Origin of the sequence: Nocardia alba NBRC 108234 (genome assembly GCF_001612665.1) — a bacterium.
Lineage (GTDB): Bacteria > Actinomycetota > Actinomycetes > Mycobacteriales > Mycobacteriaceae > Nocardia > Nocardia alba.
The window spans coordinates 56,060-71,199 of record NZ_BDAX01000012.1 but is presented as its reverse complement, the minus strand read 5'-3'; the positions used below and the strand labels follow the sequence as shown (position 1 = coordinate 71,199).

Sequence of the window (15,140 nt, the reverse complement as noted above, 5' to 3'; positions counted from 1 at the left end):
GCGCGAAAAAGGGAGGCATCCGAATCCGGATGCCTCCCTTTCTCAGTGGGAAATCAGATGCCCATGCCCTGGGCGAGCAGCGGCCACGACTCGTGCAGCGCCGACTCCCAGTACGGCCAGTAGTGGGTGCCCATCGGGGTGAACTGGTAGGTCGCCGGGATGTTCAGCGAGTCCAGCTTGGCCTTCAGGTTCTGGCTGCACGCGTTGGTCGCCGCCTCGATACCGACGCCGAGCCCGAGGTTGATCACGCCCATCGGGCCGTCTTTGAGGTAGTACTCCACATCCGCGTTGGTCGGCATGCCGCTACCGCTGGAGATGTAGAGGTTGGTGCCACGCAGCTTCTCGGCGTGGATGACCGGGTCGTTCTCGGTCCAGGCCGGATCGTTGTCCGCGCCGTACATGTTCACGGTCTTGCCACCGGCCCAGGTCTCCACGGAGAACTTGACGGCCTGCTTGCCGAGCGGGTCGGCGATCTGCGCGCAGCCACTGTAGGCGGCGACGGACTTGAACAGTCCCGGCTTCTTCTCGGCCAGCTGCAGCACCGAGGTGCCGGAGGTGGACAGGCCGGCCAGCGCGTTGAGGCCGGTCGAGTTGAGCGTCTTGTCGAGCAGCGGCGGCAGCTCCTCGGTGAAGAACGTGCTCCACTTGTTCAGGCCGAGCTTCGGGTCTTCCTGCTTCCAGTCGGCGTAGTAGCTACCACGACCGCCGATCGGCAGCACCACGTTGACGTGCTTGTCGGCCAGGTAGCTCAGCGCCTGGGTCTGGGCCTGCCAGCTCGCGGTGCCCTCACCGGCATCGAGGCCGCTGAACATGTAGAAGTTGGGGGCGGGCTTCGAATCGTCGGCGGGACGCTGCACGTCGACAGTGATGTCCTTCTTCATCGCCGCCGAGTACACCTTCAGATGCCAGGTGCGTCCGTCCTTGACGACCGACGACACGGCTGAGGGCTTCTCGGGCTCGGCGGATGCGGCGCCACCACCGGCAACGACGGCCACCGACAATGCGGCGGTCAAAGCCACGGCGGTGGTGCGCAGCGCGGCCTTGGTACGTAGTGCAGAGAGCTTCATCGAACAGTCGGTTCCAGTCCACGGGCCCTGTCGGGCACGTCATCGCAGTGCTTCCCCCGGTCGTCGAGAGCATAGGCGCTCGACGCTCGCAGGGCTGTCAGATCCTCCGTCACTCTATGTCCTCTCACATGAGCGAATCGTTACCGGTTCACTTTTATGGCGACCTCGAGCATGGTTTACGGGGGCGCAATCTGGGCTGTGAATCGGAAATGCCGCCGCAACCAGCCGCTCTTATGGTGACGAGCATGGGTAAGGAAATCCCCGGTAGCGTGACCGCCGGGATCGAGATCAGTGGGTTGAGCAAGACCTTCACCGCGGGACGCACCACCGTCGACGCGCTGGACTCGGTCGATTTGCGGACTTCGTCCGGCGCATTCCTGTCATTGCTCGGGCCGTCCGGCTGCGGCAAATCGACAGTGTTGCGGATTCTGGCCGGTCTGGACGAACCGAGTGCGGGTACCGCGCGGATCAACGGTCTGTCCCCGCGACAATTGCGCGGCGCCGCCCAGCTCGGTGTCGCGTTCCAGGATTCGGCGTTGCTGGCGTGGCGCAGTGTGGAATCGAACATCCGGCTGCCGTTGCAGGTGGCGGGGCTGCCCGCCGAACCGGACCGGATCGCCGAACTGATCGCGCTGGTCGGTCTGGAGGGGTTCGAGAAGGCCAAGCCGGCGCAATTGTCCGGCGGTATGCGCCAACGGGTTTCGATCGCGCGGGCGCTGGTCGTGCAGCCGTCGGTGCTGTTGCTCGACGAACCCTTCGGCGCGCTCGACGACATGACCAGGCAGCGCCTGAACCTCGAACTGCTGCGCATCTGGACCGAGAAGCCCGCGACCACGCTGATGGTCACCCACGGTATCGGCGAGGCGGTGTTCCTCTCCGACGTGGTCGCGGTGATGAGCCCGCGACCGGGCCGGGTACTGGAACTGGTCGAGATCGACCTGCCGCGTCCGCGCGCACCCGAGATGATGCGCACCCCCGAATTCCACAAGCTGTGCGATTACCTGTCGGAACTGTTGTTCGGGCGAGGTGGGGTCGCGTGAATATGGCTACTTCCCTTCGTGTTCCGGCGTGGGCGCGGCCGGACCGGATGGCCGGTGCGCTCGGTGTGGCGGTGTTGGTCGCGCTGTGGTGGGCGCTGGCCGCCGCCGGAATCGCGGGCGGGACGATCCCGTCACCGTGGCGGGTCCTGTCGACCATGTGGTCGGACGGGTGGGAGCTCTACGGGCCCAACTTCCAGGTCACCGCGATCGGGGCCGCGCAGGGCTTCCTGTGGGGCAACGCGCTGGCCATCGCGATCGCGGCGCTGATCATGCTGGTGCCGCGGATCGAACCCCTCGCGACCCAGCTGGCCATCCTGAGCTACTGCACGCCGCTGGTGGCGCTGGGGCCGATCATCCTGGTGGTGTTCGGCGGACGCACGCCCACGGTGTTCCTCGCGGCGATGTACTGCTTCTTCACCACCATGGTCGGCGCGGTGAGCGGATTGCGCTCGGCCGATCCGGCGAGCCTGGATCTGGTGCGGGTGTACGGCGGTGGCCGCTGGCAGCGGCTGTACCGGGTGCAAGCCGTCGCCGCGCTGCCGAATACGTTCGCCGCGTTGAAGATCGCGGCGCCCTCGGCGGTGCTCGGCGCGATCATCGGTGAATATCTGGGCGGCGTCGACAGCGGGATCGGGGTCGCGCTCACCGCGGCGCAGACCGCCTACAACGTGCCGCGCACCTGGGGCATGGCCATCGCCGCGGCCGCGTTGGCCGGGCTGGGGTACCTGCTGGTGGCGGGCACGGCCCGACTGATCACGCCGTGGACCTCGACCGCCGAGGAGGCCGCGCGATGAGGGGTACTACCACCGTCTTGCGCCGGATCGGCCGCTTCCTGCTGCCGCTGGCGACCTCGCTGATCCTGTTGCTGGTCATCTGGACGCTGTTTCTTCGCCTGTTCCCGCAGATCGGGCCGCGAGTGGGCAAGACGCCGCAGGATGTCTGGGCCTATCTGGTCACCTCGGCGGGCGCGGCGACGGCGCGGCAGGCGATCATCGACGACCTCGCGATCACCCTCGTCGACGCGGCGTCGGGGTTCGTCGTCGGGATGCTCGGCGCGCTCGCCGTCGCCGCGCTGTTCGTGCTGTATTCGGCGGTGCGGCAGACGTTCATGCCGGTCGCCATGCTGTTGCGTTCGGTACCGCTGGTCGCCCTGAGCCCGATCGTGGTGCTGATCTTCGGTCGTGGGACGGCGGGGGTGACGGCACTGACGGCCATCGTCGTGTTCTTCCCGGCCCTGGTGATGATCATGACCGGTCTGCGAGAAGCACCGAGGCAGGCAATGGAATTGGTGACCGCCTACGGTGGCACGCGGTGGACGCGGCTGCGCTTGGTCGCGGTACCCGCCGCGTTGCCCTCGGTGTTCGCCGCGGCCAGGATCTCGGTACCCGGTGCGCTGATCGGCGCGCTGCTCGGTGAATGGCTCGGCAGTGGAACAGGATTGGGCGCGAGCCTGGTGCGCGCCATCCCGATGTTCCAGTACAACCGGCTGTGGGCATCGATCGTGGTGGTCACCGTGGTATCGGTACTGCTGTACGCGATAGTCGGCGTAATCGAGAACCTGGTGCTGGCCCGCTTCGGTCCGAATGCGGTTGCGTAGCAATGCACCAGCCGCCAATAACACATCCGCAAAGAGAACGAAACGTGGCGAATCTACATTCTGCGTATGAACAGTATCGACCGTCGTTCCTTTCTCCGCTTTTCCGCATTGACCGGCACGGCGCTCGGCGGCGCCGGGCTGCTCGCGGCCTGTGGCGGTAGTTCGGCCACCTCCTCGAACGGCACGACCGACGACGGCTCGAAATTCGGCAAGGTCGCCATCCAGTTGTCCTGGATCAAGAACATCGAATTCGCGGGTGAGTATTTCGCCGATTCGAGGGGATATTTCAAGGATGCGGGATTCGGTGCGGTAGATCTTGTCGCGGGTGGCGCGGCGTCGACGTCGGTGGAAGCCGGTCTCGATACCGGCAAGGTCTGGCTCGGCCTTTCCGCGCCGCAGACCACCGCGCCCGCCGTGCTGGAAGGACTACCCGCCAAGATCGTCGGCGCGACCTATCAGAAGAACCCGTTCGCGATCGTGAGCGCCGCGGGCAAGCCGATCACCTCGCCCGCGCAGATGAAGGGTCGCAAGATCGGCGTGCAGGACACCAATCAGCTCATCTTCAGCGCCCTGCTGGCCGCCAACGGCATCAGCCCCGGCGAGGTCACGGTGGTGCCCGCGCAGTTCGATCCGACCCCGCTGGCCAACGGCGAGGTCGACGGCTGGGTGAGTTATGTGACCAATGAGCCGATCACCTTGGCCGCCAAGGGCTTCGCCAACGCCCACTTCCTGTTCGCCGACTTCGGCCTGCCACTGGTCGCTGAGACATTGACTGTCGGCCAGCACACCATCGACCACGAGCGCGACAAGCTCAAGGCCTTCCTGACCGCCCAGATCAAGGGCTGGAAGGACGCTGTCGCCAACCCCGCCGAGTCCGCGCGTCTCGCCGTGGAGGTCTACGGCAAGGACCTGAAACTCGATCTGGCCGAGCAGACGAAGGAAGCCGTCGCGCAGAACGACCTGGTCGTGTCGGCGTCGACAGCGACCGACGGCTTGCTGACGATGTCCGACGCGCTGATCGAACAGAACATCGCCGCGTTGCGCACCGCCAAGATCGATATCAAGGCCGAGCAGCTCTTCGACCTGTCCGTGCTGCGCGAGGTGTACGCGGAGAACCCGGGCCTGAAATGAATCAGATAGCCATGCCGACGGCGGCCCTCGACCCGTAGTCGCGCTGGGCGGAGAGGCGAAGGCCCGCGCGGGAGGCGAGGAAGTCGGCGGTGATGAAGACGGCGGTCTCGGCGGGAGTGCGTGGGCCCGCTTCCAGACCCGCGGGCACGTGCACGCGGGCCAGGGTCGGCTCGTCGAAGCCGCCCGCGCGCAGGTCCTCCAGACGACGGGCCTGGTCGGCGGGGGTGCCCAGCGCCGCGAGGTAGCCGAGCTCGGGTAGTCGTAAGGCGACGGTGAGCAGCGGGATCTCGAAGCGCGGCTCGTTGGCCAGCACGACGATCGCGGTGCTGTTGTCGATCTCGCCCGCGGCCGCGAGGGTGTTGAGGTAGCGATGCGGCCAGTCGACGACCACTTCGGCGCCGGGGAACGAGGCCGGGTCGGCGAACTCGGGACGCGAATCGCAGATGCTCACCCGGTAGCCGATCATTCGCGCCTGCGCGACGAGCGTGGCGGCGTAGGCATTGGCACCGAAGATGATCAGGCGCGGCGGCGGGCAGTACGAGGCGACGAACAGATCCGACTCGGGCAGTGCGACGAGTTCGGTCGCGTGCTTGCGATCGGTGACCAGATGCTGGCCGATGACATCGGGATCCTGATTCCACACCACGGTGAATACGGTGACCCGGCGATGGGCTTGGATATCGGCGGCGATGGTGGGGAATTCGGGAAAGTCGCGGCAGGAGAACGGTTCTACGAAAATATCGACGAGGGTGCCGTCGTCGGCGCTCGATTCAACACCGGTGAGCATGCTGTAGCGACGCAGTTGCCGGGCGCCGGTGCGGCCCGCTTCCAGTGCCGCTTCGTAGACGGTCTCCTCCAGTCGTCCGGAGGCAATGGATCCGAAGACGCCACCGTTGGGGGTGACGAGCATCGAAGAGCCGATAGGCAGGGAATTGGTGCCGATAGTACGGACCACGGTGGCGAGGCCACCCGTACGGCCCGAATGCCACACTCGTAGAAGGTCATCGACGATATCGCGCATATCTCACAACTCCGATCACCGTGCGCCGACTTCCGGGAAATCGCGATCGGTCCCTGTCGCCAAGTCTGCGCACGTGACGCACACCATATCCTGTCGGCCGCCCAAATAGGAACCGGCCCCGATATCGCCTACGGCTACCTCTGAAATGGCTTCCCAGTGCTTGTTCTCGATCACAACGGGATGTCCGGGTGTGTCGTAAAACACAGCACGGGCGAGTCCGCTCTGGCTCGCGCGCGCCGCGGCGAGCACGCGCGCGACCACATCGGCCCCGACATCCGGGGTGTCGACGGGGAGGAACGCCACGTACCGGGTGCCGATCTCGGTGGCGGCGCGCAGACCCTCGCGCACGGTCGCGGAGAGTCCGGTAGCCCAGTCGGCGACCCACCGGCACGCGGTGCCGTCGGGCAGTCCGAGGGCACCCGGATCGGGTCCGGTCGCGCCGAGCATGACCATCACCGGATCGCAGCCACCCTCGCGCAAGGCGGTGATCGCCGAACGCAGCCAGGCGCCGTCCTCGGCGAGTGCCTTGGGTTTGCCGTATCGCGTGCCCGCACCCGCCGCGAGGACGATGCCCGTGCACGCGGTGTGCGTGGAACGGTCGGCTGGGGGCATGTGAGCGAAGGTAATGACGCAATGTTGCCGGTCGATGACAGCAGGGAAGCGCGACGACGACGACACGCCGACGTGATGGACCGCACAACGGTGGCGACGGCCCGGGGATCGCGCGATGCTGGATCGATGACGAGCGATGGGTTGAGCCTCGCGGGTTTCAACGATCTACCTGCGAAGACCGCCGAAGAAGCACTGCTCGCCTGTTGCTCGGCGCCACGCTGGGCACGGGCGATCGTGGCCGCGCGGCCCTATGCCACCACGGAGGCCCTGCTGGCGGCGGCCGACGCACGGCTGGTCGGACTCGACGACGCCGATATCGACGAGGCGCTGGCCGGTCACCCGCGGATCGGTGACCGGCCGACGTCGGCGGCGTCCGCGCGCGAGCAGGCCGGGGTGGCGGGCGAGGACGTGCGCGCCGCGCTGGCGCAGGGTAATCGCGCCTACGAGGCGAAGTTCGGTCATCTCTATCTGGTCTGCGCGGCGGGTCGCGGCGGCGAGGAGTTGCTGGCGATCTTGCTGACGCGATTGAACAACGATCCGGCTACGGAAAGGCAGGTCATGCGGACAGAGTTGGCGAAGATCAACCGGCTGCGCCTGGCGGGGCTGGTGGCGCCGTGACGAGCGTGAGTACCCATGTTCTCGACGCTGTGCGCGGAGTGCCCGCAGCGGGTGTGGCGGTGTGGTTGGTGCGCGGTGAGCGGCGGCTCACCGAGGCGCTCACCGACGCCGACGGCCGGGTGAGTGCGCTCGCGGCCGGACTGGACGCGGGTGACTACCGGCTGTTCTTCGACACCGGCAGCTATTTCGCGGCGCAGGGCATCGAAACCTTCTATCCGGAGGTCTGTGTCGCTTTCACGGTGGGCGAGCAATCGCATCTGCATGTGCCGCTGCTGCTGTCGCCGTTCGCGTATTCCACCTACCGAGGGAGCTGAGATGGCACTGACTGGTCCGATCGTGTTGACCGACCATCGATATGGAAAGGCCGAGAATCGGGTTGTGCGTTTCTACAAAGAAAACGCGCGCCACGAGATTCGCGACGTGAATGTCTCCACCGCGCTGCGCGGCGATTTCGAGGCGGCCTACACCGATGGTGACCAGAGTCACGTTCTGCCCACCGACACCCAGAAACACATGGCCTTCGTGTATTCGAAGAAGCCCGGCCTCGACACCATCGAGGAGTACGCGATCGCACTGGGTAAGCATTTCGTCGATACGGTCGATCCGGTGTCGAGCGCGCGTATCGACGTGGATTCCTTTGGCTGGCAGCGTGTTTCGGTAGACGGTGCCGAACATGACCACACCTGGGTGCGTCAGGGGCCCGAGATCCGGACGGCCGCGGTGACCGTGGCGGGCAAGGGCGAGCGACAGCGGCGGTGGGTGATCGGCGGGATCAAGGATCTGGTGCTGCTCAAGTCGACCGGATCGGAGTTCGCCGACTTCCTCACCGACGAGTACACGACGCTCGCGCCGACCCACGATCGCGTGCTGGCCAGCTCGCTGGTCGTCCAATGGCGGTTCGCCGAGACCGGCGGATTCGACTGGGACGAGGTGTACGCCGGGATCCGCGCCACCCTGCTCGAACTCTTCGCCACCACCTATTCCAAGGCGCTACAGCAGACGCTGTACGCGATGGGAACCGCCGCGCTGGAACGCTTTCCGATGCTGGCCGAGATCCGGCTGTCGGCGCCGAACAAACACCACTTCGACTACGACCTCGCCCGGTTCGAGATCGAGAACAAGGGCGAGGTGTTCTGGGCGGCCGACCGGCCCTACGGCTCGATCCACGCCACCCTGGCGCGCGCGGACGCGCCCGACGCGGGCATCGCGTGGCAGCCGTGAGCGCGCCCGACCTGCTGATCCACGGTTGTGCGGTGGTGACCGTGGACGCGGCGGGCACCGAGTTCGGCGACGGTTGGGTCACCGTGCGCGGCAACAGAATCGACGCTGTCGGCGCGGGCGCCCCGCCCGCGTTCGGTCCGGAGGTCACGCGGATCGACGGGCGTGGTTGCGTGCTCACACCCGGCCTGGTCAACACCCACCACCACCTCTACCAGTGGATCACCCGGGGGCTGGCCGCCGACAACACGCTGTTCGAATGGCTGACCACGCTGTATCCGGTGTGGGCGCGGATCGACGAGAAGTCGGTGCGCACCGCGGCCACCGGTGCGCTGGTGTCGCTGGCGCGCAGCGGGTGCACGACGTCGTCGGATCACCACTACGTGTTTCCGCGCGGTGGCGGTGACCTGCTCGCCGCGGAGATCGGGGCGGCGACGCAGGTGGGGTTGCGATTCCACCCGGCGCGCGGGTCGATGGACCTCGGCCAGAGCAAGGGCGGGCTGCCGCCGGACACCGTGGTGGAGTCGATCGACGACATCCTCGCCGCGAGCGCGGCGGCCATCGGGGACTGGCACGACCCGTCCTTCGACGCGATGGTGCGGGTAGCGCTCGCTCCCTGCTCGCCGTTCTCGGTGACCGCCGACCTCATGCGCGAATCCGCGGCGCTGGCCCGTTCGGCGGGCGTCCGGCTGCACACGCACCTCGCCGAAACCCTCGACGAGCAGGACTTCTGTCGGGAGAAATTCGGGTGCACGCCCGCCGAGTACATGGAACGGCTCGGCTGGCTCGGCGAGGACGTCTGGTACGCCCACGCGGTGCACCTCGACGACCCGGCGATCGCGGCGATGGCTCGCACCGGGACCGGGATCGCGCACTGCCCGACCTCCAACGGCCGATTGGGTGCCGGGATCGCGCGGACCGCCGACCTGGTGGCGGCCGGGGTGCCCGTCGGCCTCGGGGTGGACGGTGCGGCCAGTAACGAGTCGAGTTCGATGATCGAGGAACCGCGCAACGCCCTGCTGTACGCGCGGGCGATCGGCGGGCCGCGCGCGATGACGGTGCGTACGGCGCTGGAACTGGCGACCATGGGTGGGGCGCGGGTGCTCGGGCGCGCCGCCGAGATCGGGTCCATCGAGCCGGGGAAGCTGGCGGATCTCGCGTTGTGGCGGGTGGATACCGCCGCGCACGCGGGCATCGAGGATCCGGTGGTGGCGCTGGTTCTGGGCTCGGCGCCGCCGCTGGCGGCATTGGTGGTGAACGGGCGCGAGGTGGTTCGCGACGATGTCGTGCTGACGGTGGACGAGGCGGCGGTCGGGGCCGACGTGGCGAGGGCGCAGGCGACGCTGCTCGCCGGTGCGTGACGCGGTGTGCGCCGGTTTTACGCGGTATCGGCGTGCTGAGCAGCGGTTTTGCCCGGACCGGCGCACACTGGATGGCGTACACCGGGTTAACCGCGGCGTAATCCGACGCGGGTTCCGTGCAACATCGTGGCAACTCCAGGCCCCTACTGTGGCCGGTGAGGTTAGCGAGGTGAACGTGGATCTGGATACTGTTTCCGAGGTTGTTCTCGCCCGCGAACGCGCCGATCTGGCGCAGGTCGGCGTGGGCAGCGCGGTGCTGGCGGGCGGCACTTTCCTGTTCTCCGAACCGCACGATCACCTGCACCGGCTCATCGACATCACCACCCTCGGCTGGGCGCCGCTGACCGAAACCGCGCGGGGTCTGGAGATCGCCGCGACCTGCACGCTGGCGGAGTTCGCCGGCGCCCGACCCGGCCGGGAACTCGGCACGTCCACGCTGTGGCCGCAGTGGCCGGGTACCGCGCTGTTCGCCGAGTCCTGCCGCGCGCTGCTGGCCTCACACAAGATCTGGCGCACGGCGACGGTCGGCGGGAATGTGTGTCTGTCGCTGCCGGCCGGAGCGGTGCTGGGCGCGCTCGTCGCCTTGGACGCCACCGCCGTGATCTGGCCGCGTGGCGGTGGTGAGCGTCGAATCTCGCTGCGCGACTTCGTTACCGGGCCGGGCGAGAACCTGCTGGGATCTGGTGCGGTGGTGCGCTCGTTCCTGGTTCCCACCTCGAGCCTGGTGGCGCGCACCAGCTTTCGCAAGATCGCCTTGGCTCCGCTCGGGCGTTCCGGGTCGGTGGTGATGGGCCGGCGTGCGGTCGACGATCGGTGTGCCATCACCATCACCGCGGCGACGGTTCGCCCGATCGTCCTCGACTTCGATTCCGTCCCTTTGCCATCCGAGGTGAACGACGCACTGGCCGATATCCCGGGCGAGGTGTGGTTCGACGATCCACACGGCGCGCCCGACTGGCGCGAGCATGTGACCGGGCTGCTGGCCGCCGAGGTGGCCGCCGAACTCAGGCAGGCGTCGTGAGTCGCGGCCCTGGTGCTGGAGCATCCCGTCGGCGCGCGCACCGGACCGGTCGATGGCCGGTTCGTGTGAGCGCAACGTGGCGACGGCCGAACACGGAGGTGGTTGATGAGGCTCGATATCGACGGCCGCACGGTCGACGCGACGGCGCGCCCCGGGCAGTGCCTGCGCACGTTGCTGCGCGAACACGGCGAGCTCGCGGTCAAGAAGGGCTGTGACTCCGGTGATTGCGGTGCCTGCTCGGTGCTGCTCGACGGCGAACCCGTCCACTCCTGCCTGATCCCGGCCCACCGCGCCGCGAACCGCGCGGTGACGACGGCCGCGGGCCTCGCGGACGCGGACCGGCCGAACTCGGTGCAGCGCGCGATCGTGGAGAACGCCGGATTCCAATGTGGTTTCTGCACCGCCGGAATGGTGGTGACAGCGTCGGGGTTGGCCGCCGTTGCGCCCGACACAGCTGTGGACAACTCGACCACCGGCGCGATCGCCGACGCGCAACGAGCCGAACTGCTGAAGGGAAACCTGTGCCGCTGCACGGGTTATCGCGCCATCGCCGATGCCTTGGCCGCACCCTGTGCGTCATTGTGCACAAGTACCGGGGCCGACTCGGCGCAGCGCGGTTCGGAAGAATCCGTCACGGCTGGTCGGTCGCCGCATTCCTTCGGTGACGACGTGCGGTCGCGAGATCACGAGCCGGCGCGATCGGATGAGCCGATCGTCGCGGCAGGGCCCGGCGTCGAGTCCTATGTGGGCGGGCACCTGGCAGGTGAGGTCACCACGGTCTCGGCCGAAGAAGGGCCGCAGGTCGGGGCGTCCGCCGTGGTGAGGGCGCAGGCGCGGGTCGGTGGGGTGATGCGGCGCAAATATCGGCCCGGACAGATCGGTCACGGGGTGGGTGCGCCCGCGGGGGCGCGAATCGTGCGGGGTGTGGAGGCGTTCACGATGGACGTGGTGCCGGGGGCGGGCGAGCAGATGCCGCCGGTGGCTCCGTGGCACCTGGCGGTGCTGGCCAGTCCGCACGCGCATGCGCGGATCGTCGCCATCGATGTGGCCGCCGCGCGTGCTGTGCCGGGGGTGTTCGCGGTGTTGACGCATATGGATGGACCGCGAGTCCCGTTCTCCACGGCTCGCCACGAACTGCGCGAGGACGATCCGGACGACACCTTCGTGCTCGACGACATGGTCCGATTCGCGGGGCAGCGGGTAGCCGCGGTGGTGGGGGAGACGCTGCACGCCGCCCGCGCGGGAGTGCGAGCGCTGCGCGTGGAGTACGAGGTACTGCCCGCGGTCTTCGACCCGGCGGCGGCGCTGGCTGATGGCGCGCCGTTGCTCCATGCCGACAAGCCGGACTCGGCACGGATCGCCGACGCGCGGCGCAATCTGATCGCCGAGATCCACGGCGGTGTCGGTGATGTCGACGCGGGCATCGAGAAGGCTGCGAAAGTCGTGAGCGGCGTGTGGAATTCGCCCCGCGTGCAGCACGTGCACCTGGAGACCCACGGTGGGATCGGATGGCTCGACGACGCGGGCCGACTCGTCGTTCGCTCCAGCACCCAGGTGCCGTTCCTGGTTCGCGACGAACTCTGCCACCTGTTCGGGCTGGATCGAGATCGTGTGCGGGTGTTCGCGACTCGCGTCGGTGGCGGTTTCGGGGCGAAGCAGGAGATGCTGGCCGAGGACCTCATCGCGCTGGCGGTGCTGCGCACCGGGCATCCCGTGCAATACGAGTTCACCCGCACCGATGAGTTCACCTCGGCCACCTGCCGTCACCCGATGCGCGTCGCGGTCACCGCGGCGGCCGACGAAGCGGGGGTCCTGACCGCGCTCTCGGTCGACGTGCTCGCCGACGCGGGGGCCTACGGCAACCACAGCGCGGGCGTGATGTTCCATTCGGTCGGCGAATCGGTGGCCGTCTACCGCTGCCCGAACAAGCGGGTCGACGCACAGGCGGTGTACACCAACAACGTTCCCTCCGGCGCGTTCCGTGGGTACGGGCTCGGCCAGGTGATCTTCGGTGTCGAATCGGCGATCGACGAACTGGCCCGCGAACTCGGCATCGATCCGTTCGAATTCCGCCGCCGCAATGTGGTGATTCCCGGCGATCAGTTCACCGCCGCCGAAATCGATGAGTCCGACCTGACTTTCGGCAGCTACGGCCTCGACCAATGCCTCGACACTGCCCAGCGGGCGCTCCTTCGTGGCAATGGGGTCGGCGCGCCCGGCCCGGATTGGCAGGTGGGCGAGGGCATGGCGGTGGCGATGATCGCGACCGTGCCCCCGCGCGGACACCACGCCGATGCCACGGCGCGTCTGTTGCCCGACGGTCGATACGAAATCGGCGTCGGCACAGCGGAATTCGGAAACGGAACCACCACGGTGCACGCCCAGCTCGCGGCGACGGCCCTGGCCACCACCGCCGAGCGGATCGTGATCCGTCAGTCCGACACCGACGTGGTGGGCCACGACACCGGCGCGTTCGGCTCCACCGGCACCATGGTCGCGGGCAAGGCCTCCTACGCGGCGGCGCTCGAACTGCACGCGATGCTGCTGGCCAGGGCGGCGAAGGTGAGCGGTCACCCCGAACGCGACTGCCTGCTCGAAGCGAACGGCGTGCGCTGCGGCGACGAGCTGATCGGCGCGGCGCAGCTGCTCGCCGACGGCGAGCTCACCGCCCACGGCACCCACGCGGGCACCCCACGCTCGGTGAGTTTCAATGTCCACGCGTTCCGGGTGGCGGTCCAGCCCTCGACCGGCGCGGTGCGGATTCTGCAATCGATCCAGGTCGCCGACGCCGGCACCGTGCTCAATCCCGTGCAGCTGCGCGGGCAGGTGGAAGGCGGAGTCGCGCAGGCTCTCGGTACCGCGCTCTACGAGGACATGCGCTCGGAATACGGTGTCGTGACCACCAGGACACTGCGCCACTATCACGTTCCACAGTTCGCCGATCTGCCTCGCACGGAGGTCTATTTCGCCGAAACGAGTGACGCATTGGGCCCGCTGGGTGCCAAATCGATGAGTGAGTCCCCCTACAACCCGGTGGCCCCGGCCCTGGCGAACGCGATCCGCGACGCCGTCGGCGTCCGCCCCGACCGATTACCGATGACCGCCGACCGGGTGTGGCGGGCCATCAGGGAAGGAACCGCCGGGTGAATACTCGCCTGCCCGAACATATTCGAGCCCGCATCGACTCGGTGCTCGACTCCGTCGACGCCGACCTGCGCGTGCGCTACCCCGGCGTCGGTGACCGGGTCCAACCGGTGCACACCGCCTACGTTCCGGCCGACCGGGTGACCGCGCACACCCCGGCCGAGTGGGGCGCCACCGCGTTGGAGTTGCTGCATCGGCACGCCGACTTCCTCGTCGGCCTCGATGTCACCGGATCGCTGTCGGCGGTGCGACGTCGACTCGCCGACCGGCCGGTGCAGGATCTGCGCATCGACTTCGAGGACGGGTACGGGTTCCGGGCCGACGCGGAAGAAGACGCGGCGGCCAAGGCTGCGGGCGAGGCGCTGGCGGCGTGGGCCGACCAGCCCGACGCGCCGGGCTCGTACGGTGTTCGCACGAAAGGGCTTGCCGCGAACGAACGCCGACGCGCGTTGCGCACCCTCGAACTCGTCCTCGACGGCGCGGGCGGCGCGCTGCCCGGATTCGTGTTCACGGTGCCGAAGATCCGTGCCGCGGAACAGGTGTCGGCCATCGTCGATCTGTGCGTGGGGCTGGAGCGCGGCCACGGCCTGCCCGAACGGTCGCTGCGCTTCGAACTCCAGATCGAGAGTCCGCAGGCGATCATCGCGCCCGACGGCACCACGCCCATCGCCAGGATGATCCAGCTGGCCGACGGCCGCTGTAGCGCACTGCATTTCGGCACCTACGACTACACCGCCGCCTGCGGCATCGCGGCCACCGATCAGGCCCTCGACCATCCCGCCGCCGACTACGCCAAGTCGGTGATGCAGGTCGCCGCCGCGCAGACGGGGGTGTGGATCTGCGACGGCTCGACCCAGATCGTTCCCGACGTCGATCCGACGGGCGCCATGACCAACCACTATCGCCTGGTCGAGCGGGCCCTGCGCCGCGGCTACTACCAGGGCTGGGACATGCACCCCGGCCACCTGATCACCCGCTGGCTCGCCACCTATGGCTTCTTCCGCAGCGCGTCCGACGTGGCGGTCCCGCGCCTGATCGCCTACCTGGACCGGCGCGGCGAAGGCGTGCTGGACGAGCCCGCCACCGCCGAAGCCCTGGCGAGCACCGTGCTGCGCGGCCTGCGCGCCGGGGCGTTCACCGAGGCCGAACTACTCGCGAAGGCGCCGGATCTGACCGGTGATGTGCTGCTCGACCTCGCCGCTCGACGGGTGCGCACGCCATGAGGCACCCACCGCAAATAGCGGTATACCGGTAATCTCGACGGGAGCGCCACGGAGTCGATGAGGGCTCGGTGGCGCGCATCCGGCGCA

Annotated in this window: 14 protein-coding genes; 11 read left to right on the top strand and 3 right to left on the bottom strand. The window is 68.2% G+C overall.

The annotated features are described in order from the left end of the window. Positions 1 to 53 precede the first annotated feature (53 nt). Complete coding sequence (locus NA12_RS14345) at positions 54 to 1,067, bottom strand: alpha/beta hydrolase (RefSeq protein ID WP_067450041.1); 1,014 nt, start codon at positions 1,065 to 1,067, stop codon at positions 54 to 56. A gap of 245 nt (positions 1,068 to 1,312) precedes the next feature. On the opposite strand from NA12_RS14345, the gene NA12_RS14340 reads away from it, so the two are divergent. From NA12_RS14340 to NA12_RS14325, 4 genes are all read left to right on the top strand, one after another. Then, positions 1,313 to 2,107, top strand: a complete 795-nt coding sequence (locus tag NA12_RS14340) for an ABC transporter ATP-binding protein (RefSeq protein WP_243654754.1) — start codon at positions 1,313 to 1,315, stop codon at positions 2,105 to 2,107. Between the two features lie 2 nt (positions 2,108 to 2,109). Then, the gene (locus NA12_RS14335; RefSeq protein ID WP_067450037.1) at positions 2,110 to 2,901 is read left to right on the top strand and encodes an ABC transporter permease; all 792 of its coding nucleotides are present in this window, start codon (positions 2,110 to 2,112) and stop codon (positions 2,899 to 2,901) included. Beyond that, positions 2,898 to 3,704, top strand: a complete 807-nt coding sequence (locus NA12_RS14330) for an ABC transporter permease (RefSeq protein WP_067450035.1) — start codon at positions 2,898 to 2,900, stop codon at positions 3,702 to 3,704. The genes NA12_RS14335 and NA12_RS14330 overlap by 4 nt, the downstream gene beginning before the upstream one ends. A 66-nt stretch (positions 3,705 to 3,770) precedes the next feature. Beyond that, positions 3,771 to 4,835, top strand: a complete 1,065-nt coding sequence (locus NA12_RS14325; protein WP_067450032.1) for an ABC transporter substrate-binding protein — start codon at positions 3,771 to 3,773, stop codon at positions 4,833 to 4,835. A gap of 1 nt (position 4,836) precedes the next feature. On the opposite strand, the gene NA12_RS14320 is transcribed toward NA12_RS14325, so the two are convergent. After that, entirely contained in the window at positions 4,837 to 5,856 is a 1,020-nt protein-coding gene (locus NA12_RS14320) for an XdhC family protein (RefSeq protein ID WP_067450030.1), read from the bottom strand. Between the two features lie 15 nt (positions 5,857 to 5,871). Next, entirely contained in the window at positions 5,872 to 6,468 is a 597-nt protein-coding gene (locus tag NA12_RS14315; protein WP_067450028.1) for a nucleotidyltransferase family protein, read from the bottom strand. Positions 6,469 to 6,594: 126 nt separating this feature from the next. On the opposite strand from NA12_RS14315, the gene uraD reads away from it, so the two are divergent. From uraD to NA12_RS14280, 7 genes are all read left to right on the top strand, one after another. After that, positions 6,595 to 7,086: a 2-oxo-4-hydroxy-4-carboxy-5-ureidoimidazoline decarboxylase gene (uraD, locus tag NA12_RS14310; protein ID WP_067450454.1), complete on the top strand. Its 492-nt coding sequence runs from the start codon at positions 6,595 to 6,597 to the stop codon at positions 7,084 to 7,086. Then, positions 7,083 to 7,400, top strand: coding sequence for a hydroxyisourate hydrolase (uraH, locus tag NA12_RS14305; RefSeq protein ID WP_067450025.1), 318 nt, complete (start codon positions 7,083 to 7,085; stop codon positions 7,398 to 7,400). Before uraD ends, uraH begins: the two co-directional genes overlap by 4 nt. 1 nt (position 7,401) lies before the next feature. Beyond that, a complete protein-coding gene (gene pucL / locus NA12_RS14300; RefSeq protein ID WP_067450022.1) occupies positions 7,402 to 8,307 on the top strand; it encodes a factor-independent urate hydroxylase in 906 nt (301 codons plus the stop codon). After that, the gene (locus NA12_RS14295; protein WP_067450019.1) at positions 8,295 to 9,665 is read left to right on the top strand and encodes an 8-oxoguanine deaminase; all 1,371 of its coding nucleotides are present in this window, start codon (positions 8,295 to 8,297) and stop codon (positions 9,663 to 9,665) included. The genes pucL and NA12_RS14295 overlap by 13 nt, the downstream gene beginning before the upstream one ends. A gap of 169 nt (positions 9,666 to 9,834) precedes the next feature. After that, positions 9,835 to 10,686, top strand: coding sequence for an FAD binding domain-containing protein (locus NA12_RS14290; protein ID WP_443093714.1), 852 nt, complete (start codon positions 9,835 to 9,837; stop codon positions 10,684 to 10,686). Between the two features lie 105 nt (positions 10,687 to 10,791). After that, the gene (locus NA12_RS14285; RefSeq protein ID WP_067450016.1) at positions 10,792 to 13,833 is read left to right on the top strand and encodes a molybdopterin-dependent oxidoreductase; all 3,042 of its coding nucleotides are present in this window, start codon (positions 10,792 to 10,794) and stop codon (positions 13,831 to 13,833) included. Next, on the top strand, positions 13,830 to 15,053 hold the full coding sequence (locus tag NA12_RS14280) for a DUF6986 family protein (RefSeq protein ID WP_084472778.1): 1,224 nt from the start codon (positions 13,830 to 13,832) through the stop codon (positions 15,051 to 15,053). Before NA12_RS14285 ends, NA12_RS14280 begins: the two co-directional genes overlap by 4 nt. Positions 15,054 to 15,140: the final 87 nt, after the last annotated feature.